Genomic DNA, 23,532 nt, shown 5'->3' on the forward strand with positions numbered 1-23,532 from the left:
AGGGCTAGTCCGATGTTCGTCAATACGCAGATGATGGGCATGAACATGGGCTTCCCGGACGTGTGCCTCACGCCCGTGCCGCCCGCGCCGGCCCCGGTGCCGATTCCTTATCCGAACATGGGATTCGGGCCGATGGCCTGTCCGCCGGTGTGGAACGTGCTCACGATGTGCACACCGACGCACAACATGGCGACGCCGATCACGATGAGCGTGGGCGATAACCCCGGAATCGCGACGGGCGTGGCGTCGGGGATGGTGATGGGGCCGGTGCGTCACGTGACCGGGTCGTTCACCGTGCTCGTCGGCGGAATGCCCGTCACGAAGATGACGAGCATGTCGATCCAAAACAGCACGAATTGCCCCGGCATGCGGATCGTGCCGAGCCAGCCGACGGTGCTGAGCCTCGGGCCCTGAAAGACGCGGAGTGCTGCGCTCACGCGGGCGCGACGTGCATCCGATCCTTCGGGCTCACCTTCACGTTCACGTATTTGCCAGGGATGAGGCGCAGGCCGTCGTACGGGCCCATGAGCCACCGAATGGAGACGTCGTACGGCGGCTGGCCGGGCAGGTGCACGCGCAGGCCGACCTTGCAGACGACCTGCTGGCGATCGACGACCTCGCCCGTGTGATCGACGCGGAGGACCTCGGCCTGCGCGTCGAGGCCGTTCTTGGCGAGCCAGCGGGCGCCGAGCTCGCGGACGAGGAAACGCGCGCCGACGACCGTGAGGATGAGGCCCATGGGCAGGACGATGGGCTCGATCGTGAGGCCCCGCGGCGTGCCGTTCCAGAAGAAGAGGAGCTGCGCGAGGCCGGCGAGGAGGAGGAGCACACCGAGGCCCGTGAAAACAGCGCCGAGGACGAGCTGCGTCGTCCTGCCAGGATTCGGCGGAGTGGGAAGGTCCACGGGCGAGACTGTATCAGGACCATGGCCGGCGCCGCTAGCCACGTGTATAGTCGGCGAGCGATGAAGGAGCAGAACCGCTTCCGGATCGAGCGCATGGCGGCGCGGTATGCGACGCGGCAAAAAGAAAAGTCCGAGGCGGACGGAGCCCGATTCCTTCGCGAATTCGATGAGGCGCGCGAGCGCGTGATCCGGCCGGCGATGCTGGACGTGCAAAAGGAGCTCGAGCGCGCCGGGCATTCACCGTGGATCGCCGTCGACGAGGCCGCCGAAAAGCCGAGCATGGAGTTATGCCTCGGTCTCTCGGGCGTGCCGAAGACGCGCGGGACGAATCTCGTGGGTTTCTGCGTGATCCACTGGCGCGACTTCCCGGAGGTGCTCGCGTACCTCGTGGTCGCGCCGCCGCCGATGGATCTGCTGCGTTTCGCGGCGCCGAAGGAGATCACGCACGAGTACGTGGAGCAGATGCTCGTCGACGCGGTCGAGCACATCTTCGCGTGTCGCTCGATTTAGCATTTGGCTTGGCCGCACAATCGAGCCGGCGCATGATGCGCTCGTGCTGAAACGAAACGCGACCGTCGCCGTCGTCGCCCCCGCAGGCATCCCGCAGCTCGCCGGCGTCGCAGCCGGCGCGTCGCTCGTGAAGAGCTGGGGCTACGAGGTCCTTCTCGCTCCGAATCTGGAAAAACAACACCATTTCACCGCGGGCACGGCCGAGGTGCGGACGCAGGATCTCCTGTGGGCGCTGACGGCCGAGGGAATCGACGCGGTGTGGCTCGCGCGAGGCGGCTACGGGTGCGTGCATTGCCTGCCGAGCCTGCCCGAGGGGCTCGACGGGCGGCCGGTGATCGGCTGCTCGGACGCGACAGCGCTTTTTGCGGCGCTCGTGAAGTCGCGCGGGGGCCACCTCGTGCACGGGCCGATGCTGGAGACGATCGCGACGAAGGTGGACGACGCGACACGCGTGCGAATCCGGGCCATGCTGGAAGGCAATGAGGTCGCGCCCATTGCGGCGCAGCATTTCGCGGGGCCGAAGGAAGAGGTGCGCGGGCGGGTCGTCGGGGGAAACCTGTGCGTGCTCGCGAGCCTGGCCGGGACGCCGTGGGCGCTCGACGCGCGGGGGGCGATCGTGGTGCTGGAAGAGGTGACGGAGGTGCCCTACCGGATCGATCGGCTGATCATGCAGCTCCGCCTGAGCGGGGCGCTCGACGGGGCGGTGGGGATCGCGCTCGGCGATTTCGTGAAATGCGACCCGCCGGAGGGCGCGCGTTACGAGCTCACGGACGTGTTGCGCGAGGCGCTCGAGCCGCTGGGGCTGCCCGTATGGTCCCGGCTGACGCTCGGCCATGACAAACGCAATCTGGCGTTTTGCGTCGGCGCGGAAGGGACGCTCGGGCCGGGCGGGCTGTCGCAAGCGCGACCGGTCTGAACCCCGGGTCGACTGTGAGATCCGAAGCCACAAAAGCAAAAGGGCCGACCCATTCGAGTCGGCCCCTTGCTTTCCGGTTTTCGGACTTGGTTGCGCGGGCAGGATTTGAACCTACGACCTTCGGGTTATGAGCCCGACGAGCTACCAGGCTGCTCCACCGCGCGTCATTGTGTTTCCTCTACAAAACAACTGAGCGTGGAGGACAGCGACTACGGCTGTCCCCACGCTCCGCTGGTTGCGCGGGTAGGATTTGAACCTACGACCTTCGGGTTATGAGCCCGACGAGCTACCAGGCTGCTCCACCGCGCGTCATGTTCGCCAAACGAAGCGGCGACGACGGGTCGGAACCTACTCCTGTCCGTGCAGGAGTCAAGCCCCTCGTGACCGTTCGATCACGCTTCGCGCGGGAAGGCCGTTTTTCCGGGGTCCCCGTCAGGCATTGAGCAGCCACGCCGGCACGAGCGGGCTCGGCTTGGCCGTCGAGACCACCCAGAGCTGATGCGCCGCGCGCGTCGCGCCGATGTGCAGGAGGTGTCGCGACTCGTCATCCGCCGGGTACGTCGAGTGGTTCACGTCGACGAGCACGACATAGTCGTACTCGAGGCCCTTCACCTGCCGGATCTCGGTGACGTCGACACCCGGCCGGAAGAGGAAGTCGAATGCGCGCACACGGCGAAGGCTCGGGATCTCGGCCATCTTGAGCGCCTCGTAGTACGCGTCCGCCTGCTCGGGGTGGCGCGCGAGGATCGCCAGCGTGGCGCGCGGCTCGCGCGTGAAGAGCGGGCGAATCGAGTCCGCGAGGAACGCGACGGCCGCGCCTTGGCTCGGGAAATGGTGGTGCTCGACAGGCGCACCCGTGCGCGGCGCGAGGGGCGGCGTGGGATCGGCGAGCGGGCCGAGGATGTCACGCGCGACCGCGAGGACCTCACGCGTCGAGCGATACGCGATGCGCAGAGGCTCGATGTTGACCGAGTCGAGGCCGAGGTCTTCGAGGACGCGGCTCCAGTCGCGGAAGCCCGAGTCCATGAAGAGGCGCTGCGCGGTGTCGCCCGCGAGCGTCACCGACTTCTGCTTGGAGACGACGCCGAGCAGGACCGCGAGATCCAAGGGCGCGAGGTCCTGCGCCTCGTCGACGAAGAGGTGCTCGAAGACGTAGGGCTGTTTGCCCTTCTTGAGGTCGCCCTTGATGACCTGGTAGGCACGCAAGAGGAGCGCGTCGTCCTCGGGATCGAGCAGCGCGCGCTCGTCCTCTTCGATGGGCCTGTCGTCTGCGCCGAGGCGCTCTTCCTCGGGCTCGTCGGCGATGGGCTCGTCGGCGAGCGCAGCCTTGCGCTCGGCGCGATCGCCGGGGTCGCGATCGAGGACCGCGGGGCAACGCTCGGCGCACCAGCGCCACGCCTGGCGGACCTTGTCGAGGCCGAACTCGGGATCGTTCGCCGCGATGAACGCCTTCTCGATGCTCTCCTTGTCGGTGAGCAGATCGGCCCAGAACCAGAGGATGCCGCGCGAGTCCTTGCGGGTCGTGAGGTCCTGCCCGTACGCAGCGGCGCGCTCTTCGAGCAGGCGCAGGAGCGCCGGGTGCGTCTTGTACCGCGTGACCGCGCTCGGCGTGTTCTCCTCGACCGGCACTTCGAGCCACGGGAAGGCGCGCGTGCGCGCAGCGCGCGCCCACTCGGCGAAGGTCTCGACCTGGACCTCGCCGATGCCGAGCGCAGGCAAGACCTCGCTGATGTACGCCCGGAGCGCGGGGCTGCCGACGATGACGAGCATCTTGTCGGCCGAGAAGCGGGAGCGGTTGTTGAAGGCGAGGAAGGCCATGCGGTGGACGCCGATGGTCGTCTTGCCGCTGCCCGCGCCGCCCTGGATGACCACGATGCCCGCGTCGGGCCGCGAGATCAGCTCGAACTGGCGCGGGTCGAGGAGCGCGGCGATCTCGGGCAGGTGCCGATCCTCCTTCGCCGCGAAGCTCGCGCCCGTGCCGAGCGCGCCGCGCATGTCCTCGGGGCGAACGGCCTTGCCCTGGCCACCCGCGAGCACGACGGCGCGGCTGTCGAGGCGGCGATACCCGCCCTCGACACGCACGAAGACGCCTTGCGGCGCGGCGATGCGGTAGAGCTCGCCGTCCTCGATGGTGACCGTGCGCCGGGCGAGGACCTTGCCCTCGACCTCGCGGTCGCCGAAGGTCTCTTCGTACTCCGCGCCTTCCTCGTAGCGGTAATAAAGCTGGCTCACGGGCGCGTGGCGCCAGTCGACGATCCGCACGCCGGCCTTGGCGTCGACGTGCGTCGTGCGGCCGATGAGGACGTCGCGGTCCTGCTTGTCGCGCTCGCGGAGGCGAAGGTGGCCGAAGTAGGGCGAGCGCGGGTCGACGGGCTCGGTGACGACCTCGGCGCGGCGCGCGGCGACGCCCGCGATGCGCTCCATCTGCTGCACGAGCGCAGGGACGTCTTCGAGGCGGCTCGCCGCGATCTGATCGCGCAGCGAGATCATCTGCGCCTCGTAGTCCTCCGTGGGCGGCGGGCGCGAGGGCTTCACCGTCGCGAGGTGGTCGCGCACGCGATCGAGGAGCGCTTGCTCTTCGCGAACGATCGCGAGCTCGTCCGCGCCGTCCGGCTGCGGGCTGCTGTGGGAGTTGCCCGAGCTCGGCTCGGGGCGAAGCGGCTGCGCGGTCGTCTGCTTGGCGGTCACGGTGGATTACGTAGCGCGCGGAGCGGGGTTGGGAGGGAGTTTGCCCCTCGATTTCCATTTCCATCCGTCGCGGCCCGGAGGACCGGTGGACGGACGGCAGACCTCGCGGATGTCGCGGAAAACGTCCCTCGGCCGCGAGGCGACCGCGCGTTTTGACCCATCCTTTCGGGCCGCGCAAGAGTTTGTCGGGGGGAGAGCGCGTCGCTCGGGTGGACCGGTTCGGCCGTCCGGGCAGGCAGCGGAAGGAGCGGCGCGCGTCAGGTGCGCGCTTCGGCGTGCGCCTGGCTCGGCTCGGAGACCGAGGCCATCGTGGCCCGGCGCGCGTTCTCTTTCGTGCGGACGTCGCGCACCTCGACGTGGATGCCGCGGAGCGCCGCGGAGAGCTGGAAGTCCTCGATCACCTCGATGATGTCCTGATCGATGAACTCGGCGCGGGTGCCGTCGATGATGACGGACGAGCCGTCGGGGATGCGCTTGAGCACGCCGATGAACGTCGCCTTGTTGAGGAAAGAGACGTCCTTCTTGAACGTGATCACGCGCTTCTTGCCCTCCTTCGCGACGGTGAAGGCCGCGCGCATGTGGCTGCGCAGCACGAAGCCGACGCCGACGACGATGCCCGCGAGGATGCCGCGCAGCAGGTCCGTGAGGAGGATGGCGGAGATGGTGAAGACGAACGGGATGAACTGATCCCAGCCGAGCTTGTGCATCTTCTTGAAGAGCTCGGGCTTGGCCAGCTTGTAGCCGGTCATGAGCAGGATCGACGCGAGGCACGCGAGCGGGATCATGTTCAGGAACCGGCCAATGAAGAGGACGGCGAGCAGCAAGAAGAGCCCGTGGAAGACCGTCGCCGCCCGCGTCCGTCCGCCGGCGTTGATGTTGGCGCTGGAGCGGACGATCACGCTCGTCACGGGCAAACCGCCGAGCAGGCCGCTCGCCGCATTGCCGATGCCCTGCGCGATGAGCTCACGGTCGAGCGGGGTGTTGCGCTTCCAGGGATCGAGCTTGTCGACGGCCTCGATGCTGAGCAGCGTTTCGAGGCTCGCGACGATGCCGATCGTCAACGCGACGACGTAGACCTGCGGGTTCGTGAGCGCGGCGAAGGTGGGCGTGCGGAGCTGGCCGAGCGCGCCGCTCACGCCGTCGTAGGCGGGCAATGTGACGAGGTGCGTCTGTTCGAGCGCGATGGGCAAGCCGGTCTTGCGGAACAGGATGTTGAGCCCGGTGCCGACGAGGACGACGACGAGCGCGCCAGGGAGCCACGAGAGCTTGCGCAGCCGCTCGGTCTTCTCCCACAGGACGAGGATGCCCATCGAGACCGCGCTGATCACGAGCGCGCCACGCTCGAGACGGCCGAAGGCGTGGAGGATCATCGTGAACGTGTTCTCCTCCGCGGAGACCACGAACTGCTCGGAGCCCTCCTGATCGAGGTCGTACCCGACGGCGTGCGGGAACTGCTTGAGGATCAGGATCAGGCCGATCGCAGCGAGCATCCCTTTGATGACGGACGAGGGGATGAGGTAGACGGCCGTGCCGAGGCGCGCGACGCCGAGGACGATCTGCAAGACCCCGCCGAGGACCACGGCGACGAGGAAGTTCTCGAAGGTGCCGAGCTTGTCGATGCCGGCGAGGACGATCGCCGTGAGGCCCGCAGCCGGCCCGCACACGCTGAGCGGCGAACGGCTCATGAGCGGGATCAAGAGCCCGCCGATCACGCCCGCCGTGAGTCCCGCGAAGAGCGGGGCGTTCGAGGCGAGCGCGACGCCGAGGCACAACGGCAGCGCTACGAGGAACACGACGAGGCCCGCAGGCAAGTCGTATTTGAGGTTCGCGAGCGGGCTGAGGTTTGGCCGGGTCACCCCGGCGCCGCTCGTCTTCGCGTTGGCCATCGCTTGCTCTGCTCCGTATCCGGCTTGATTTTCCCCACCGCCGAAGCGTCGACAGGGGGGGTAGCGTACGCGGCAAACCCCGGCAAACGCCGAGGTCCCACGCGCTCAAATTGATCCGAATTCGAAGGATCGCACAGAACGCGGGCAGGCGCGAATCGCGGGCGGTTCCGTGTTCCAAAGTACGCGGGATGCCCGGGGTCCACGGCGGTCTTGAGACCGGGGCGCACTGGGCTTATGGGTTTTCATGCATGGAACGCTCCTTTCCGGATGACGCGCTTCCCCTCCACCACTTGATCCTGCGCTCGTTCCGGCAACGGGAGGCGCTCTTCCTCCTCGTGCTCGCGACGTACCGGGTGGAGCTCACGGGCGTGCTCAGTCGCGCCGCAAAGACGGGCTTCGAGTTCGGAGACGCGAACACGGTGATCGAGCTGGCCGACCAGATCGCGTCGGCCGCGCGCGCCGCGGATCTCTCGACGATCCGCAAGGATGCGCAGTCGCTCCGCGTGTTCGCGTCGGCTGCCCAAGACGGCGGTGAACAGGAGGAGGGCAAGGTGCTCCTCGCAGGGCTCCGGCTGATCGATCGGATCCTCGACGAGGCCAAAGAGCGAGCGAAGGCGGCCGAGCCGTCCACGCCGCTGGTCCTGAACTAGCCGAGCACGAGGGCTCGCCGTGTCACCCCGGTGCGCACGCGTCCCCGAAGCCTCCTGGCGCGGTCCGTGCTGCACCGCGCGGCGCGGACGTCCGAGCCGGCGCTGGGCGCTGAGGGGCGGCACCTCCGCGCGCACCCCATGACGACCTGCGCCGTCCCCATGCCCTACGCCCGCTCCGCACGCAGCCCGCAAAGGCACGCCGTCGCGAGCGCACCGATGCGTGTTTCGTTCGCCGGAGGCGGCAGCGATCTGCCGCCCTTCGTGGAAGGCCTGCCGGGGCGCGTCGTGGGCAGCGCGATCGGTCTGCGGGTGCGCGCGCTCGTGGAGCCATTCGACCGAGGTTGGGTGCGGCTCGAAGTGCCCGTGGCGGAGGAAACGACGACACGACGCAGCCACGAGCCGCCGTCGAGTGAGCTCGCGTTTCGCCTGCTGGAAGCGGCGCTCGCGCGGACGGGCGTGACGGACGGCGTGAAGCTCCGGATCGACACCGATGTCGCGCCCGGCGCAGGGCTCGGCGGGAGCGCGTCGACGGCGGTGGCCGCGCTGTCGGCGTTGCGGTGGAGCGTGGGGGAAGTGACGGCCGTGGAGGAGCTCGCGCGCGAGGCGACGACGATGGAGCGCGAAGGGCTCTCGATCGTGTGCGGCGCGCAGGACGCGACCTTCGCGGCATGCGGAGGGATGCTCGATCTGACGTTCGGCGAGGCGGGGTGCACGCGGATCGAGCGGGTCACGCCGGAGGAGGCGCTCGCGGCGGAGCTCGAAGCGGGGCTTTTGCTCGTCGACACGCGCGTGCGTCGCGTCTCAGGCGAGGTGCTGGAGCAGGTCGACGCGGCGGCGGCGCTCGCGAACGTGGCGGATCTCGTGGAGTCCGCGACGCAGGTGGCCGCAGCGCTGCGCGAGGGATCCCTCGGACGAGCGCTCGCGGGGATGCGCCGGAGCGCGATGGCCAAGGTGCGGCGCGCGCCCTCGGCGAGCGCGCTGGCGACGGAGCTCGGCCATCGGCTCGCAGGGCTCGGCGTGGAGGTGATCCGCGCGTGCGGCGCAGGCGGAGGCGGGCACGTGCTCGTGTGGGCGCCCGAGGCGCGTCACGGGGAGATTCTGCGCGCGCTGGGCCCTGCGACCGTGCGAAAGCCCGCGCTCTCGGCGCCCGGCGTGCGGATCGAGCCGGCCTAGGGGATCAGGACGACGCGGCCGAAGACGGCGCGTGCTTCGAGCAGGGCGTGCGCCTCGGCGGCGTACCGGAGCGGGAGCTTTCGATCGATCACGGCGCGGAGCGCGCCCGAGGCTGCGAGGTCGAGCACGCGTTCGAGGTCCTGCCGCGTGCAGGAGGCCGACCCGGCGATCGTATGACTCCAAAGGATCAAGGCGCCGAGCTTGATGGAGACCTTGGCCTGGTCGATGTTGCCGACGACGACCAGGCGGCCTCCGCGGCGGAGCGACTTCAAGGCGGAGCCGAACGTGGCGCTGCCGGTCAGCTCGAGCGCGACGTCGACGGGGCCGCCGAGGCGTGTCTTGACGTCGTCCTCGAACCTGCCGTCGGGGCTCACGAGGACCTCGTGCGCGCCAAGCTCGGCTAGGGCGGCGGCCTTGGCGGGGCTGCCGGTCACGGCGACGACGCGGGCGCCGAGGTGGCGCGCGACCTGGATCGCCGCGGTGCCCACGCCGCCGCTCGCGCCCGTGATGACGACGGTCTCGCCCGCGACGAGGCGCGCGCGGGACGCGAGAGCCTGGTAGGCGACACCCGCGGTGCACATGAGAGTCGAGGCGTCCTCGAACGGCACAGGCGCAGGGATTTTGACGAGGGCGCGGTGGTGCGCGACGACGAGCTCGGCGTACGCGCCGTCGACCGTGTGGCCGAAGCTCTGATGGGCGCGCTCGCAGAGCAGCTCCTCACCGCCCACGCAACGCGGGCATTCGCCGCAGGCGGGCCGGTGCAGGTTGGCCACACGATCTCCCGGGGCAAACCCGGCGCGCGCCGCTTCGTCGCCCACGGCCTCGAGCTCGCCGGCGAACTCGTGGCCGAGGATGGTCGGCAGCTTCATGAGCGGGAAGCCGCCGCGACGATCGATGAGATCACGGCCGCACACGGCCGAGGCGCGGACGCGGACGAGGACCTCGTCGGCCGCGGGGACGGGGTTCGGGGTGTTCGGGGACAGGACGAGTTTGTCTGGTCCGCCGACCTCGCGAAGAACGACGGCGCGCATGGTCAGGTCGACGTCTTCAGTTTGCGACGCCGCTCCGCCCGCCCGAGCGCGAGGTCGATGAGGCGCGCGACGAGCTCACGCGGCGGGATGCCGCTCGCCTCCCACAGCTTCGGGTACATCGAGATCGAGGTGAAGCCGGGCAGCGTGTTGATCTCGTTCACGTAGACCTCGCCGCTCTTCGACATGAAGAGGTCGATCCGCGCGAGCCCGGAGGCTTCGAGGACCCGGAAGGTGCGCAGCGCGAGGAGCTGCACGGCGCGCGTCTCGGCGCCGGTGAGGTCGGCCGGGACGCGCGTGGTGACGCCGCGCTCGTCGATGTATTTGGCGGCGTACGAGTAAAACCCGTCCGGGTGATCGACCACGATCTCGCCCGGGATGCTCACGATGGGCTCCTCGTCGCCGAGGACGGCGCACTCGATCTCGCGCGCGCCTTCGACGCCTTGCTCCACGACGATCTTGGTGTCGTACTCGAACGCGAGGCTGATCGCGTCGGCGAGCGCTTCATACGTCTTCACCTTCGTCACGCCGACCGACGAGCCGAGGTTCGCGGGTTTGACGAAGAGCGGGAGCGCGAGCCTTTCGCAGCGTGCGAGGACTTCGCTCGGCTCACGCTCCCACGCGAGGCGACGCACGGTCTCGTAGGGGACGAGAGGCAGCTCGTCCTGCGCGAGCAGGCGCTTCATCACGTCCTTGTCCATGCCCACGGCCGAGCCGAGCACGCCGGAGCCGACGTACGGCACGCCCGCGAGCTCGAGCAAGCCCTGCACGGAGCCATCCTCGCCCATGGGGCCGTGCAGCACGGGGAAGACCACGTCGATCGCCTGCGCCGCGCCGCCGACCGTGAGCGCGGCGTCGCCGGTCGGGCTCGGATGCGCGAGGAGCGCGACGTCCGGGGCCGACTGGTTGAGGCGCGCGAGGCGCGGATCGCGCGAGGCGCCGAGGAGGAGCGCTTCTTCCTGCAAGAGCCATCGGCCCGTCTTGTCGATGCCGATGAGGACGGGATCGAAGCGATCCCGGTCGAGGGCCTCGACGACGTTGCGGGCCGAAAGGAGGGAGATCTCGTGCTCGGCAGAGCGACCGCCGAAGAGCACGGCGACACGGAGCTTGCGCGGGGCGCTCATGAAGGCCGCACCCTAGCAGGGTGCTCGGGCCCGGTGAAACATCCGGCCGAGGAGCCCCGATCCACGCAGGATCCAGCGGGCGATCTGCGGTCGAGCTCGCTAGTCCCGGGACTCGTCGGCGAGGACGAACGCCTTGCGGATCGCGTCGACCGCGACGCGCTTGAGGACGTGGCCATCCGCGAGCTCCACGTCCACCGTGGCCACGCGGCCCTTCTGCAGGCCGACACGCGTGACGTGGATGCGCGCGCCTTTGCTGAGCGCGGCGTCGCGCAGGTTCACGTCTTCCGTGGCGACGAAGTACATCCCCACGCCGATCTCGCGCGGCTCGCCGGCCGAAGGCGCGTCGTTCGTGTCTGCGCGGGCGACACTCGACGTGGCCACGAGGCCCGCCGACGCGGCAGCGAGGGTCAGGAGGGAGGACAGAAACCGCGCACGCATGGCCACCATCTTACAGGATTCCCACGATCGAGGCTCGACTTTCCACCGGGCAGCCGCGGCCTTCACGGGTCTTTGGGACGCCAACCATCGAGCGCCTTCTCCACGAAGAGCAGCCGGTCCTGACCCCAAAACAAGATGTCGCCGACGAGGAAGCTCGGCGCGCCGCAGACGCCGATCCGCTCGGCCTGCTCTGTAACGTCCTTGAGGCCCTGTTTCATCCGCTCGTCCGTCGTCGCTGCGACGAGGGCCGCGCCGTCGAGCCCCACGGAGGCCGCGATGTCGGCGAGGACCTCGTCCGCGGAGATGTCGCGATCCTCGACCCAATACGCGCGGTACACGGCGTTCACGAAGGCGGCGACGTGATCCTCCGGCGTCGCGAGCACCATCCGCAGGGGCTTGACCGTGTTCATGGGGAACCGCGAGGCGAACCGGAACGGCACGCCCCAGTGATCCGCCCAGCGATGAAGGTCGGCCGTCACGAGCCTTCGCTTCGGCGCGGGCATCGCGAAGAGCGGGACGTTGGGTGTGCCGATCGCCTTGAAGAGCGCGCCGAGCAGGAAGGGCCGATACACGAGCGAGGCGCCCTTCCGCGCCGTGAGGGCCTCGATCTGCGTGGAGGCGAGGTACGCGAAGGGGCTCGAAAAATCGAAAAAGAACTCGACGCGCTTCATGGGGGCTCGGGGCGCGAGGCGCGTGGCCTCAGGGATACGAGCTTCGACCGAGCTTTACGCGGGGCTCAACCGAAAATTGTTCCGTCCGCGATCCGGGCCCAAAGCCGCGCGAGGGCGCCGTGTCGGAAGGAGCGAACGGAGGCACGACGATGCGAAAGATGATGATCCTGACCCTTGCGACCCTCGGCGCGACCCTCTTTACGAGCGCGGCGTACGCGGAGCCCAAGAAGGAAAAGTCCCAGGACTACGGCTACACGTTCACGGACGATGCGTTGCTCGGCAACGACATCGGCAACCAGTACGGCCTGATCAAGGTCCGGCAGACGGGGATGCGCGACAAGCTGATCCGCCCGCGCGTGCAGTTCGTGAACGAGCTGCTGAAGTCCGTCGAAGCGCTCTGAGCCGCGACCTTCCGGACGACGCCCCACCCCGCCCTTCTCCCCCGACATCCCCTCGCATCGTCACGCAAGCGCCTCCGCGCGGGCCCATCTACGCCCGCCCGCGCAGAGGCCCATCGCTCACGTCGTCATCGAGGGCGGCGCAGAGTCGCGTGACGTGGTGCGCGGGGACAAACTCGCCACCGTCGCAGCAAGCTCGGCCGCGTCCACAGGCTTCGGGACGTGCATCTGGAAGCCAGCCGCGAGCACACGGACGCGGTCCTCGGCGCTCGCGTACGCCGTGAGCGCGACCGCGGGGAGCGCGCCCCAGCGCGCAGGCTTGAGCGCGCGGATCTGCCGGATGAGCGCATAACCGTCCTCGCCGGGCATGCCGATGTCGGAGACGAGGACGTCGGGGCGGAACTCGTCGAGCGCCGACAACGCCGCGGCCGCAGAGGGCACACACCGCACGACGGCGCCGCACTGCTGGAGCATCGCGGCCAGCATCTCGCGGCTGTCCTGCTCGTCGTCGACGAGCAAGAGGCGTAGCCCTTCGAGCGACGGGAGTTCTTCGAGGCCGGCCGGCTGCGGGGTCAAGCGGTCGAGGCTCGCGAGCAGATCCGGGTTCGGGCTGAGCGGGAGCAAGACCGAGAAGATCGCGCCCTTGCCCTCGCCCGCGCTGTCGGCGCGCACCGCGCCGCCGTGCAGCTCGACGAGGTGCCGTACGATCGCGAGTCCGAGGCCGAGGCCGCCATGCTTGCGCGTCGTGGTGCTGTCGCCCTGACGGAAACGATCAAAGACGTACGGGAGGAACTCCGGCCGGATCCCCTCGCCCGTGTCGCGGACCGTGATGCGCGCATGCTGGCCCGCTCGACCAAGCGAAAGCTCGACACGGCCGCCGTGCGGGGTGAACTTGATCGCGTTCGTCAGGAGGTTCCAGACGATCTGCTGCACGCGGCTGGGATCACCTTCCACGAGGCAAGCGCCGCGCTCCAGGCTGCTTTCGAGGCGGACCGACTTCGCCGTCGCCGCGGGACGAACGGCCTCGATCGCGGCGTTGATCGGGCCGACGAGGTCGAGCGTACGCAGCTCCAGGCGTAGCTTGCCCATGACGATGCGCGAGGCGTCGAGCAGGTCCTCGACGAGGCGAGCTTGCAGCATGGCGTTGCGCTCGATCGTCGCGAGCGCGCGCTCCTGGGAGGTGCCGTTCAAGGACGCGGTGCGGAGCATGCGCGTCCAGCCGAGGACCGCATTGAGCGGCGTGCGCAGCTCGTGCGAGACGGTGCCGAGGAACTCGTCGCGCAAGCGCGTGGCTTCCTGCGCGTTCTGGTAGAGGCGCGCGTTCTCCAGGGCCATCGCGGCGCGATGTGCGAGCTCCTCGGCGAACGGAAGATCCTTTGTCGAGTACCGCTCGCCGACGCGGAAGAGCGAGAGCGTGGCAGACGCCGTGTCGCCCACGGTCAACGGGACGACGATGGCCGAGCGCGCCCGGAGCTTCGCGAACCGCGCGGCCTGCTCGGACGAACCCACGATGCGTTCGAGGGACACGAGGCTGAGGTCCGTGTACATCTCCGAGGTGCGGCCGCCGAGCACACGCGCGACAGGGCCTTCGCGCCAACCATCAGGCGCATCACCGCCGCGGAGATCCTGGACGTCGCGCTCCAGGGTCGGATCCTCGTGGGCGACGGCGACGGTGACCATGGTTCCATCCTCGGAGGCGATGTCGAGCATCGCGTACGTCGCCATCGTGGGCACCACGAGCCGCACGATCTTTTCGAGCGTGGCCTCGTAGTCGAGCGACGCGGAGAGCAGCGCGCTCGCCTCGGCGAGGAACGACGAGCGCCGGGCCGCGTCCTCGGCCTCCGCGCGCGCGATCTGCTCGCGGATGAGGCGCGTCCTCTCCTCTTCGGCGCGCTTGCGCTCGCTGATGTCGCGACAAACGCCGACGAGGAACCGCGCGCGGCCCTCCTTGTCGAAGACGGGCTTGGCCGTGGTCTCGATCGGGACCGTCGTTCCATCCTTTCGAACACAAATGAGCTCGCCGAGGAACGCGCCCTGATCGCGGACGCCGCGCAGGATGTGCGGGCCGAGGCGCTCGACCGTGTCGGGGTGCGCGAGGATCGTGACCGGGCGGCCGATGGCTTCGTTCTCGGTGAAGCCGAAGATCTGCGTGGCCTTGCCCATCCAGCGCAGGATCGTGCCGCCGAGGTCGGTCACGAGGATCGCCTCGGGCATCTGCTTCAAGATCTCGTGCGAGAGGTGGACCGCCTCCTCGGCAGCGCCGGCGGAGAGCGAGGCGCGATCGAGCGCGTCGGCGCAATGCTGGGCGAGTGAGAGGACGAGCCAGCGCTCGTCGTCGTCGAAGGAGCGCGGCTCCTGGAAAGAGAGCGCGAGGCTGCCGACGACCTGGCCGTCGACGAAGAGCGGCACCGCGGCCCACGCGTGGCTGCCCTGCACGAGATCGCCGAGCGGGAGGCCAGGGTAACGTGCCGCGAGATCGGCGCGCGATCGGAGCCAGATCGGCTGCTTGATGCGCACGGCCTCGGCGACGGGCGCCTCCGTGGCCATGGAGATGCGCGGGCTGTGCGCAGGGATCACCTCGGGAAAACCCGCCGCATGGACGATCTCGAGCTCGGCGCCGCAAGGCGAGAGGCGCGCGATCACGCACGCGCGAGCCCCGAGCACACGCGCTCCGTCCTCCACCACGCGCCGCGCGACCTCGTTCGGTGAGACCGCGCGCGAGAGCGCCGCCGTGACCTCGGAGAGGCGCTTCATCTGCGAAAGCCCTCGCTCGGCCGCCTCGAAAGCCCGCTCGCGCGAGGAGCGCGCGAGCGCCGTGTCGATGGCCGAGGCGCCGATGCGAACGAGCGCCTCGATCAGGCTGCGCTCCTCACGCGGCATCACCTCGCGGAACGGCCCCACGCCGACCGAAAGGACACCGTGCGTGCGGTTCGCGACGCGCAAAGGGTAGACGACCTCGCGCAGAGCACGCGTCGCTTGCGACCGCGCAGGCGTTGCCGCGCCCTGGGGGGCGAGCTTCGTGACGCGCATCGAACCACGCCGCGTCTGCGGCTCGCCGGCTTCGAGGGCCGCGCGCGCGGCGCGTTCGTGGGCCTCGGCGTCGCCATCCGGGCTGCACACGTCCCAGAGCCGCTGCTCGTCGCGGATGTCCACGTGCGCCACGGCGACGCGGCGCAGCTCGCCGCGCTCGAGGAGGTCGAGCGTGCAGTAATCCGCGAGGTTTGGCACCGCGAGCCACACGACCCGCGTGAGCACCTCTTCGAGCGTCGACGCGCGCAGAAGCTCGTCGGCCGCTCGCTCCACGAACGCGGCGCGGCGCCTCGTTCGAGCGTCGTTGATGTGCGTCACCCCGGTCTGCGCAAGATCCCGGACGCGCTCCGTCTTCGATGCATCCCCCGCCATCGTGCCCCGATCGCTCAGCCTAGCGATCGGTGTGCACGCTCGCCACTGTGCGGGGCCCTTGCTCTCTTGTCAGGAGGAGCCTTCTCCGTCCACGTCGAGCGCGCGGCGCGCTGCGTAGACGAGCGATTGAACCTCGGCGCGCACTCGCTCGCGAAGGACGCCAACGTCGCCGCCGACATCGACGATCGGCTCCCCCACGACGATCGCCGCGCGTGTCCTCGGCGCACCGCTCACGCGGACCATGTGATCGGCGAAGCTCTCGGAGCCGAACGACGCCGCCGCGCCTTCGTAGGCGAGGCCCACCGGGACGATCTCCGCCTCCGTGCGTTGCGCGGCGAGGAAGGCGCCGGGCTTGAACGGTCGCACTTCGTCGCCCTCGTACGTCGTGCCCTCGGGGTACACGAGCACGGCGCGGCCTCGCTCGATCGAGGCGGTCATGGCGTTGATCGCGGCCGCGCCGCTCTGCTTGTTCGTGCGATCGACGAAGAGCGTACCCACGCGCCGCGCGGCCACGCCGATGACGGGCCAGCCCGAGAGGTCGGCGCGGCTCAGGATCGTGGCCTCGATGTACGCAAGACAGATCGGGATGTCCAAACCGGAGCGGTGGTTCATCACGAACACACGCCCGCGCTCCCCGGCGCCACGACCCGGGTAGACGTCGCCGCGCTCCACGTGAGGACCCCGCGCGATCATTTGGACCCCATACAATTTGAGCAGGGCCTCGCCGTACCGACGGATCCACGCGTGGAGGACAGCTTCACGCTCGGACGCGGGCGAGATCGCCGTGTCGAGCTCGAGCATCCCGTACATGCTGAACGTGAGGCCCACGAACGCCGCCGTGCGCCCGACGAATCGCCCCTTCTCCACGAGGGACTGATCGCTCATGCCCCGCTCCCTTCGCCGAGGAGACGCACGAGCACCGCGTTCACCGTCGCCGGATCTGCGCTGCCCTTCGTCTGCTTCATGATCTGTCCGACGAAAAACCCGAGGAGCGCCGTCTTGCCGGCGCGGTACGCGGCGACCTGCTTCGGGTTCGCCTCCATCACGCCGCGCGCGATGGACTCGATCGCCGACGCATCGCCGAGCACGGCCATGCCTCGCTCCCGTACGACGTCCGCAGGCGCGTGGTCCGTGCCCGCGACCGCCGCATACAGCTCCTTCGCCTGCTTGCCGCTGATCGTGCCGGCGTCGACGAGCCGCAGGATCTCGGCCACCTGCGCAGGCGTCACCGGGAAGCTCGCCGAGAGGCCCGTCGTCGTCACGTCGCGCAGGACCTCGCTCTGCACGAAGTTCGCGAGCTTCACCGCGTCCGGATAAAGCGCGCGCGCCTCGTCGAAGAAACGCGCGATCGCGGGATGCCCGCCGAGCACGCCTGTCGCGTACGCCGTGAGCCCGAGCTCGAGGGCCCATCGCGCGCGCTTCGCGACGGGCAGCTCCGGCAGCGCGCTGCGGATCGACTCGACGTACGCCTCCGCAAGCACGAGCGGAGGCAGGTCTGGCTCGGGGAAGTAGCGGTAGTCGGACTCGCTCTCCTTGTCGCGCAGGAGGTAACTCTCGCGCTTCTCCGCGCTGTAGCCGCGTGTCTGCTGCCGGACCCGCTCGCCCCGCTCGACGAGGTTGATCTGCCGCCGGATCTCCACGTCGATCGCGTCGGCCACGAACTTGAACGAGTTGATGTTCTTGAGCTCGACACGCGTGCCGAGCCGCGTCTCACCCACCTTGCGGATCGACACGTTCGCGTCGCACCGGAAGCTGCCCTGTTCGAGGTTGCCGTCGTTCACGCCCGTGAACATCAAGACCTCGCGGAGCCGCCGGAGATACTCGGCCGCCTCGGCGCCCGCGCGCAGATCGGGCTCGCTCACGATCTCGATGAGCGGCGTGCCCGCGCGGTTCAGGTCGACGACGGACTCGTCGCCGACGCCGTGCAGGTTCTTGCCCGCGTCCTCCTCCATGTGGACTCGATGGATCCCCACGCGGCGCGGCGTGCCCTCCACCTCGACGTCGAGCACGCCCGAGAGCGCGAGCGGCAGGTCGTACTGGCTGATCTGGTAGCCCTTCGGCAGGTCCGGATAAAAGTAGTTCTTCCGGGCAAACACGCTCCGCGTCTGCAACGAGCAGCCGAGGGCGAGCGAGGCGCGCACGGCGAGCGCCACGGCCTCCGCGTTGAGCACGGGCAGCGCGCCGGGCAAGCCGAGGCAGACGGGGCAGGTGTGCGTGTTCGGCGGGTCGCCGAAGCTCGTGGCACAGCCGCAGAACGCCTTCGTCCGCGTGAGCAACTGCGCGTGCACCTCGAGCCCGATCACCGGCTCGTACTCACCGTAGGCGCTCATCGGGCGGATTATGGCAAGCCGAAACGCGAACGCCCCTGTTTTCCCGCAGGAAGCAAAAACCCCCTCTCCTCGCGGGCCACGCGAAGAAGAGGGGGCTTCTGTCCGTCAGCGAATCGGGATCAGTGATCCATCTGCTCGCGCGACAGACCGGGATGCGTCGGATCGCCCGGCTCGTGGCGCGGGTTCGCCGACTTGCGCGAACCGTCCCGGCCGGTGAACTCCATGAGCAGGTCCTTCCTGTAGATGAACTGCTCACGCGAGTCGTACGGCGTCGCGTGGATGCCCGTGTCCATGCGGATCGCGTCGCAGGGACAAGCCTCGACGCAGAACCCGCAGAAGATGCAGCGCAGCTCGTCGATGACGAACGTCTTCGGGAACCGCTCGTAACCGCGACGCTTGTCGCCCTCGCCGTACTCGCCCGCCTCGATGTGGATGCACTGCGCGGGGCAAGCGGTGGAGCAGCACAGGCACGCCACGCAGCGCGGCGAGCCGTCGTCACGGAGCGTGAGGCGATGCAGCCCGCGGAAGCGCTCCGGGTAGGGGCGCTTCTCCTCGGGGTAGCAGATCGTCGTGACGCCCTCGTTGAGGGCCTCCAGCACCGGGTCGGGCTTCTGGCCGAGCATCATCTCCTTCGTGTTCTTGAAGAAGTGACGCATCGTGATCGCCATGCCCCGGAAGAGCTCGGGCAGGTAGGACTGGACCTCGGCCGTGCGGCGCGGTCGCGGGATGGCCTTGCCCTGGACGGGCGCGCCGGCAGGCTTGGTCCACGGGTTCGACGGAGTGCGCTTCGCCATCGTTCGATCCTCTCAGGCCTGCTGAGGCTCCGGCTTGACCCCGCCCATCGCCGCCGCGAAACGCGCCGCCGACGAGGCGAGGAACTTCTTGCGCTCGACCGGCTCGAGCAACCCGACCACAACCGCGACGAAACCAGCGAGCGTGGCCACGGCGACGACGCCCTGCGTGATGTCCGCGAGGAGCTTGAGCCACGAATCCGCCGCCGGACCCGCGTTGCGGAGCGCGAGCACGACCACGCCCGTCACCATCATGTTCGCGATGGCGAGCGGCAGGAGCTTGGTCCAGCCGAGCTTCATGAGCTGGTCGTAACGGAAGCGCGGCAGCGTCCAGCGGAAGAAGATCTGCACCCACGTGACGAACACGGTCTTGCCGAAGAACGCGATCGCCGAGATGAGGCTCACCGCGAGGTGCGTCATCTTGTACTGGAAGAGCACCGTGTCGCCGAACGCGATGTTGAGGCCGTCCGGGTGCAGGAAGGGCAGTGAGTAGCCGCCGAAGAAGAGCGCGACGAGCAGCGCGCTCGAGAAGACGAGCTCGATGTACTCGCCCGTCATGAACATGCCCCACTTGAACCCCGAGTACTCGAGGAAGTAGCCGGCGACGATCTCGCTCTCGCCTTCGGGCTGATCGAAGGGCACGCGCTTCGTCTCCGCGCAGAGCGCCGTCAGGAACAGGACGAACCCGAGCGGCTGCACGAAGACGCCCCACGCGTTCTGGCCCTGCCATACGGCCATGTCGCTCATCCGGACGCTGCCGTAGATGAGGAAGAGGCCGACGAGCGAAAGGCCCATCGCGACCTCGTACGAGACCATCTGGCTCGACGCGCGCAGGCCGCCGAGGAGCGCGAACTTGTTGTCGCTCGCCCAGCCCGCGATCGCTGCGCCGATGATGCCCGTGCCCGCGATCCCGAAGACGTAGAGGATGCCGACGTTCAGATCGATGATCTGCAGCTTCACGCGGAAGCCGTTGCACGCGCCGCTCGCGGGGACCGTGGCGAGGAGGTGTCCGAGGTCCGAGAGGTCGAGCGTGCCGTTCTTGTTGCCGTCGGCGAAGCAGAGGTCGTTGCCGAAAGGAATGACGGCCATGACCGCGAGCGCCGAGAAGACCGCGAGGACCGGCGCGAGGCCGTGGAGGAGGCGATCCGCGTTCTTCGGGATGAAGTCCTCCTTCCAGATCATCTTGACCGAGTCGGCGAGCGCGTGGAGCGTGCCCGCGAGACGCAGCGGGATCTTGCCGTCGGGCACGCGCGAGGTGGCGTAGAGGCCGACGAGCAGGAAGACGCCGCCGAGCACGAAGCCCGAGACCTGCGCCGCGAGCGGGATCGCCGCCGGCGGCACGAGGCGCCCGGCCACGAGGCCGATCGCGTGCACGCCGAGGCCCGCGAAGAAGATCGAGCGCGGGTCCGTGTCCTCGAACATCTGCTCGGCGCGGTTGATCGCGCCGCCGCTCCGCACCTTCGCGCAGAGCACGAGCAAGCTGAACCAGGCCACGAGGATCGTGAGCTGCACGTTCATCGTGAACCGCTCGGCAGCCGCGCGTCCCGCGAGCTGACCGAGCGAGGAGAAGATCGCGAGCACGCCGAAGAGCGCGGGCGGCAGGAGCACGATGACCCGCGCCACCATGTTCGGCAGGTACACGACCGCGCGGTTCGGGCCGACGCGGTCCTGCACCATCGCGCCCTGCCGGCGGTCGGCCCACGTGCTGAGCGCCGCCATGTTCAAGAAGAACAGGGCCAGGATGAGGATCTTGACGACTGCCAGGACGATCTCGACGAGGCTCATGCGCTCACCTCGGGCTTCGCGGCCCGATCCGCGTCACGGCTCGCGAGAGGCGCCTCGGGCGTCATCGCCCGACGCACGTCCGCGAGCGTCTTTTCGGTCATCGCGTAGCCGAGCTCCTTGCCGAGCTTCGCCACGAGCTCCCAGCCCGGACGCGCGTCGCCGCGCGGCTTGAGCGCGCGCTCGCTCTTCTGGGCGAGGCCCTGGCGGTTGACGTACGTGCCGTCCGCCTCGGCCCACGCGGTCGCGGGCAGCGCGACGTGCGCGGCGCGCGCGAGCGGCCCGTCGTGCGCGGCGATCGTCACCACGCCCTTGAGCTTCGACAGCGCGCTCTCGGCGTCCTTCGCGTCGACCTCGATCTCGGCGCCGAGCGCGATCACGAACGAGTACTTGCCCGCCTTGATCGCGTCGAAGAGCGCCGCGATCGGCTTCGGCGCCGGCGCGCCCGCGAGCTGCATGACGCCGAGCGTGTTCGGGTTCTTGTCCTCGCTCATGAGGATCTTGTCGCCGCGACCGAGCGGACGACCCGACACGTAGAGGTCCTTCGCGCCGATGAACGTGCGCGCGAGCTTGAGGAGCGCGAAGTTGTCCTCGTTCGAATGCTGCGCGCTGAGCACGATGGCGACCCGGCCCGGATCATCCTTGATGCCCGCGAGCTGATCCTTCGCCGCCGCGAGCGCCTCTTCGAGGCTCGCGTCCTCGCCGCCGACGAGCGCCGTGCCGAGGCGGCCTTCGACCGCGCGCCGGTACGAGAGCATGCCCTCGTCGCACATCCAGTACTTGTTGACCTCTTCGTTGTCGCGCGGGCGGTGCCGATGCGGCACGTTCGACCGCGGATCGTAGTCGAGGTACGCGTTGCAGCCCGTCGCGCAGCCCTGGCAGACCGTGCGCGCGCTGCGGAGGAACCACACGCGCGCCTTGAAGCGGAAGTCCTTCGAGGTCAGCGCACCGACGGGGCAGACGTGCTCCGTCATGAGCGTGTAGTCGTGGTCGAGCTCGCGGCCCGGCGAGACGACAATCTCGTTGAGGTTGCCGCGCTCGCGCACGCTGAGGACCGGATCCTTCGCGACCTCGGCCGTGAAGCGGACACAACGCGTGCAGATGATGCACCGCTCGGCGTCGTAGACGATGGTCGGCCCGAAATCGACGGCCTTCGGCTTGTGCACGACCTCCTGCTGCATGCGCTTGCCCGTGCCCTGGTGCTCCAGCCAGTAGTCCTGGAGCCGGCACTCGCCTGCCTGATCGCAGATCGGGCAGTCGACCGGGTGGTTCAGGAGCAACAGCTCCTGCACCGCGCCGCGCGCCTCCTCGACGTGATCGCTGCCCTCGGAGAGGACCTCCATGCCGGGCGCGCAGGCCTGCTGGCAGGCAGGGACGAGCTTCGGCTTGCGGGCAGGGACGTAGTCCTTCTTCTCCGGATCCCAGCGCAGGATGTCGAGCTGCATCGCGGGGCGGCCGGGAGGCGGCGCGACCTCGACGAGGCACATGCGGCAGTTCGCCGCGACGGAGAGGCCCGGATGCCAGCAGTAGTGGGGGATGTCGATGCCGGCGCGGTGCGCCGCTTTGATGATGGTTTCCCCTTGCTCGAAGGGGATCTCGCGCCCGTCGATCTTGATCGTAGCCATCTCAGTGATCGCACTCCCCGCCGATCATGTTGAGGGAACCGAACGTCGGGACGACGTCCGGGATCATCAGGCCCGTGATGAGCTGCTCGAGGCCCTGCGTGGTGGCAAAGCAGGGGGGCCGGATCCGCACGCGGTAGGGCGTGCCGCTGCCGTCGGAGACCAGGTAGAAGCCGAGCTCGCCGTTGCCCGCCTCGGTGTACGAGTAACACTCGCCCGCCGGGACCTTGATGCCCTCCATCACGATCTTGAAGTGCTGGATGGTGGCCTCGATGGTCGTGTAGACGTCCTGCTTCGGGGGCAGGATGATCCGCGGATCCTCGATGTTGATCGGGCCCTCGTCCGGCATCTGATCGAGCGCCTGCTCGATGATCCGCCACGTCTGCCGGATCTCCTCCTGGCGGCACATGAACCGGTCGTAGTTGTCGCCCGTCGTGCCCACCGGCACGTCGAACTCCATCCGGTCGTAGACCATGTACGGGTGCGCGCGGCGCACGTCGTACGGCACGCCCGAGGCGCGCAGAACGACGCCCGTCCACCCGAGCGCGAGCGCGTCCTCCTTCGACATCACGCCGACGCCTTCGAGGCGGTCGAGGAAGATGCGGTTCTTGAGCAGCATCTTCTCGCCCTCGTTGATGAGCTGGAGCACGCGCGGCACGCCCGCGCGGATCATGTCCTTGAAGTGCTTCGTCGGCGGGCTCGCCATGCCGCCCACGCGACCGAAGCTGTGCGTGACGCGCGCGCCCGTCTCCTCCTCGAAGATGTCCCAGATGATCTCGCGGGCGCGAGCGAAGTAGAGGAACGGCGTGAACGCGCCGAGCTCCATGCACATCGCGCCCGAGCAGATCATGTGGTCGCAGATGCGCGCGAGCTCGCCGAGCGCCACGCGGTAGTACTGGCAGCGCTCGGGCACCGTCACGCCGAGCATCTTCTCCACCGCGAGCGCGAAGCCCACGTTGTTCAGCATCGGCGAGACGTAGTTGCAGCGATCGACGTACGGGAAGATCTGCGTCCAGGTGCCCCGCTCGCACATCTTCTCGAAGCCGCGGTGCAGGTAGCCGATCTGCACGTCGGCCTTCTGGATCATCTCGCCCGAGAGCTCGAGCACGATGCGCACCGTCCCGTGCATCGCCGGATGGGACGGGCCCATGTTGAGCATCATCGGCTCGCTGGGCAGCTCGAGGAGGCCCTCCTCGAGATCACGATCCAAGGGTTCCAT

Annotated in this window: 20 protein-coding genes and 2 tRNA genes; 6 read left to right on the forward strand and 16 right to left on the reverse strand. The window is 69.1% G+C overall.

The window, feature by feature from the left end:
• Positions 1-12 precede the first annotated feature (12 nt).
• Complete coding sequence (locus tag E8A74_RS18740) at positions 13-414, forward strand: DUF4150 domain-containing protein (RefSeq protein ID WP_136930398.1); 402 nt, start codon at positions 13-15, stop codon at positions 412-414.
• A gap of 19 nt (positions 415-433) precedes the next feature.
• On the opposite strand, the gene E8A74_RS18745 is transcribed toward E8A74_RS18740, so the two are convergent.
• Positions 434-904, reverse strand: coding sequence for a hypothetical protein (locus E8A74_RS18745; RefSeq protein WP_136930399.1), 471 nt, complete (start codon positions 902-904; stop codon positions 434-436).
• 60 nt (positions 905-964) lie between these two features.
• Between E8A74_RS18745 and E8A74_RS18750 the strand changes: the two genes are divergently transcribed.
• Positions 965-1,414, forward strand: a complete 450-nt coding sequence (locus tag E8A74_RS18750) for a hypothetical protein (protein ID WP_136930400.1) — start codon at positions 965-967, stop codon at positions 1,412-1,414.
• A gap of 43 nt (positions 1,415-1,457) precedes the next feature.
• A complete protein-coding gene (locus E8A74_RS18755) occupies positions 1,458-2,330 on the forward strand; it encodes a S66 peptidase family protein (RefSeq protein ID WP_136930401.1) in 873 nt (290 codons plus the stop codon).
• An 87-nt stretch (positions 2,331-2,417) separates the two neighbouring features.
• On the opposite strand, the gene E8A74_RS18760 is transcribed toward E8A74_RS18755, so the two are convergent.
• From E8A74_RS18760 to E8A74_RS18775, 4 genes are all read right to left on the reverse strand, one after another.
• Positions 2,418-2,494 (reverse strand) — tRNA-Met (locus E8A74_RS18760).
• Positions 2,495-2,562: 68 nt separating this feature from the next.
• Positions 2,563-2,639 (reverse strand) — tRNA-Met (locus E8A74_RS18765).
• A 123-nt stretch (positions 2,640-2,762) separates the two neighbouring features.
• Entirely contained in the window at positions 2,763-5,018 is a 2,256-nt protein-coding gene (locus E8A74_RS18770; protein WP_136930402.1) for an ATP-binding domain-containing protein, read from the reverse strand.
• Positions 5,019-5,275: 257 nt separating this feature from the next.
• Entirely contained in the window at positions 5,276-6,904 is a 1,629-nt protein-coding gene (locus E8A74_RS18775) for a SulP family inorganic anion transporter (protein ID WP_136930403.1), read from the reverse strand.
• Positions 6,905-7,152: 248 nt separating this feature from the next.
• On the opposite strand from E8A74_RS18775, the gene E8A74_RS18780 reads away from it, so the two are divergent.
• Both E8A74_RS18780 and E8A74_RS18785 read left to right on the forward strand, forming a co-directional pair.
• Positions 7,153-7,554, forward strand: coding sequence for a hypothetical protein (locus E8A74_RS18780; RefSeq protein ID WP_136930404.1), 402 nt, complete (start codon positions 7,153-7,155; stop codon positions 7,552-7,554).
• Between the two features lie 216 nt (positions 7,555-7,770).
• Positions 7,771-8,727, forward strand: a complete 957-nt coding sequence (locus E8A74_RS18785; protein WP_232379643.1) for a GHMP family kinase ATP-binding protein — start codon at positions 7,771-7,773, stop codon at positions 8,725-8,727.
• On the opposite strand, the gene E8A74_RS18790 is transcribed toward E8A74_RS18785, so the two are convergent.
• The 4 genes from E8A74_RS18790 to E8A74_RS18805 form a co-directional block, all read right to left on the reverse strand.
• Complete coding sequence (locus E8A74_RS18790; RefSeq protein ID WP_136930406.1) at positions 8,724-9,758, reverse strand: zinc-binding dehydrogenase; 1,035 nt, start codon at positions 9,756-9,758, stop codon at positions 8,724-8,726. The genes E8A74_RS18785 and E8A74_RS18790 overlap by 4 nt on opposite strands.
• A gap of 2 nt (positions 9,759-9,760) precedes the next feature.
• Positions 9,761-10,879, reverse strand: coding sequence for a D-alanine--D-alanine ligase family protein (locus E8A74_RS18795; RefSeq protein ID WP_136930407.1), 1,119 nt, complete (start codon positions 10,877-10,879; stop codon positions 9,761-9,763).
• Between the two features lie 99 nt (positions 10,880-10,978).
• Entirely contained in the window at positions 10,979-11,317 is a 339-nt protein-coding gene (locus E8A74_RS18800) for a hypothetical protein (protein WP_136930408.1), read from the reverse strand.
• A 62-nt stretch (positions 11,318-11,379) separates the two neighbouring features.
• Positions 11,380-11,988, reverse strand: coding sequence for a 2-hydroxychromene-2-carboxylate isomerase (locus E8A74_RS18805; RefSeq protein WP_136930409.1), 609 nt, complete (start codon positions 11,986-11,988; stop codon positions 11,380-11,382).
• 149 nt (positions 11,989-12,137) lie between these two features.
• On the opposite strand from E8A74_RS18805, the gene E8A74_RS18810 reads away from it, so the two are divergent.
• Complete coding sequence (locus E8A74_RS18810; RefSeq protein WP_136930410.1) at positions 12,138-12,389, forward strand: hypothetical protein; 252 nt, start codon at positions 12,138-12,140, stop codon at positions 12,387-12,389.
• 117 nt (positions 12,390-12,506) lie between these two features.
• On the opposite strand, the gene E8A74_RS18815 is transcribed toward E8A74_RS18810, so the two are convergent.
• The 7 genes from E8A74_RS18815 to E8A74_RS18845 form a co-directional block, all read right to left on the reverse strand.
• Positions 12,507-15,788 carry a GAF domain-containing protein gene (locus E8A74_RS18815; RefSeq protein WP_136930411.1) on the reverse strand — a complete coding sequence of 1,094 codons (3,282 nt, stop codon included), beginning with the start codon at positions 15,786-15,788 and terminating at the stop codon, positions 12,507-12,509.
• Positions 15,789-15,857: 69 nt separating this feature from the next.
• Entirely contained in the window at positions 15,858-16,673 is an 816-nt protein-coding gene (locus tag E8A74_RS18820) for a lysophospholipid acyltransferase family protein (RefSeq protein WP_136930412.1), read from the reverse strand.
• Positions 16,670-18,118: an Asp-tRNA(Asn)/Glu-tRNA(Gln) amidotransferase subunit GatB gene (gene gatB / locus E8A74_RS18825; protein WP_136930413.1), complete on the reverse strand. Its 1,449-nt coding sequence runs from the start codon at positions 18,116-18,118 to the stop codon at positions 16,670-16,672. Before gatB ends, E8A74_RS18820 begins: the two co-directional genes overlap by 4 nt.
• Before the next feature lie 119 nt (positions 18,119-18,237).
• Complete coding sequence (locus E8A74_RS18830; RefSeq protein WP_136930414.1) at positions 18,238-18,912, reverse strand: NuoI/complex I 23 kDa subunit family protein; 675 nt, start codon at positions 18,910-18,912, stop codon at positions 18,238-18,240.
• A gap of 12 nt (positions 18,913-18,924) precedes the next feature.
• Positions 18,925-20,694 (reverse strand): complex I subunit 1/NuoH family protein, encoded by a 1,770-nt coding sequence (locus E8A74_RS18835; protein ID WP_136930415.1) that lies wholly within the window; start codon positions 20,692-20,694, stop codon positions 18,925-18,927.
• Entirely contained in the window at positions 20,691-22,316 is a 1,626-nt protein-coding gene (locus E8A74_RS18840; protein ID WP_136930416.1) for an NADH-quinone oxidoreductase subunit G, read from the reverse strand. Before E8A74_RS18840 ends, E8A74_RS18835 begins: the two co-directional genes overlap by 4 nt.
• Position 22,317: 1 nt before the next feature.
• Positions 22,318-23,532, reverse strand: coding sequence for an NADH-quinone oxidoreductase subunit D (locus tag E8A74_RS18845; protein WP_136930417.1), 1,215 nt, complete (start codon positions 23,530-23,532; stop codon positions 22,318-22,320).

Source organism: Polyangium fumosum (assembly GCF_005144585.1).
Classification (GTDB): domain Bacteria; phylum Myxococcota_A; class Polyangia; order Polyangiales; family Polyangiaceae; genus Polyangium; species Polyangium fumosum.

What these genes read in the sequence shown, in the direction of transcription:
- E8A74_RS18750 (WP_136930400.1), top strand. Translation starts at nt 965, where the DNA reads ATGAAGGAGCAGAACCGCTTCCGGATCGAGCGCATGGCGGCGCGGTAT.
- E8A74_RS18800 (WP_136930408.1), bottom strand. Translation starts at nt 11,317, where the DNA reads ATGCGTGCGCGGTTTCTGTCCTCCCTCCTGACCCTCGCTGCCGCGTCG.
- E8A74_RS18810 (WP_136930410.1), top strand. Translation starts at nt 12,138, where the DNA reads ATGCGAAAGATGATGATCCTGACCCTTGCGACCCTCGGCGCGACCCTC.
- E8A74_RS18840 (WP_136930416.1), bottom strand. Translation starts at nt 22,316, where the DNA reads ATGGCTACGATCAAGATCGACGGGCGCGAGATCCCCTTCGAGCAAGGG.
- E8A74_RS18830 (WP_136930414.1), bottom strand. Translation starts at nt 18,912, where the DNA reads ATGGCGAAGCGCACTCCGTCGAACCCGTGGACCAAGCCTGCCGGCGCG.
- E8A74_RS18790 (WP_136930406.1), bottom strand. Translation starts at nt 9,758, where the DNA reads ATGCGCGCCGTCGTTCTTCGCGAGGTCGGCGGACCAGACAAACTCGTC.
- E8A74_RS18785 (WP_232379643.1), top strand. Translation starts at nt 7,771, where the DNA reads ATGCGTGTTTCGTTCGCCGGAGGCGGCAGCGATCTGCCGCCCTTCGTG.
- E8A74_RS18780 (WP_136930404.1), top strand. Translation starts at nt 7,153, where the DNA reads ATGGAACGCTCCTTTCCGGATGACGCGCTTCCCCTCCACCACTTGATC.
- E8A74_RS18835 (WP_136930415.1), bottom strand. Translation starts at nt 20,694, where the DNA reads ATGAGCCTCGTCGAGATCGTCCTGGCAGTCGTCAAGATCCTCATCCTG.
- E8A74_RS18820 (WP_136930412.1), bottom strand. Translation starts at nt 16,673, where the DNA reads ATGAGCGATCAGTCCCTCGTGGAGAAGGGGCGATTCGTCGGGCGCACG.
- E8A74_RS18805 (WP_136930409.1), bottom strand. Translation starts at nt 11,988, where the DNA reads ATGAAGCGCGTCGAGTTCTTTTTCGATTTTTCGAGCCCCTTCGCGTAC.
- E8A74_RS18815 (WP_136930411.1), bottom strand. Translation starts at nt 15,788, where the DNA reads ATGGCGGGGGATGCATCGAAGACGGAGCGCGTCCGGGATCTTGCGCAG.
- gatB (WP_136930413.1), bottom strand. Translation starts at nt 18,118, where the DNA reads ATGAGCGCCTACGGTGAGTACGAGCCGGTGATCGGGCTCGAGGTGCAC.
- E8A74_RS18795 (WP_136930407.1), bottom strand. Translation starts at nt 10,879, where the DNA reads ATGAGCGCCCCGCGCAAGCTCCGTGTCGCCGTGCTCTTCGGCGGTCGC.
- E8A74_RS18740 (WP_136930398.1), top strand. Translation starts at nt 13, where the DNA reads ATGTTCGTCAATACGCAGATGATGGGCATGAACATGGGCTTCCCGGAC.
- E8A74_RS18845 (WP_136930417.1), bottom strand. Translation starts at nt 23,532, where the DNA reads ATGGAACCCTTGGATCGTGATCTCGAGGAGGGCCTCCTCGAGCTGCCC.
- E8A74_RS18775 (WP_136930403.1), bottom strand. Translation starts at nt 6,904, where the DNA reads ATGGCCAACGCGAAGACGAGCGGCGCCGGGGTGACCCGGCCAAACCTC.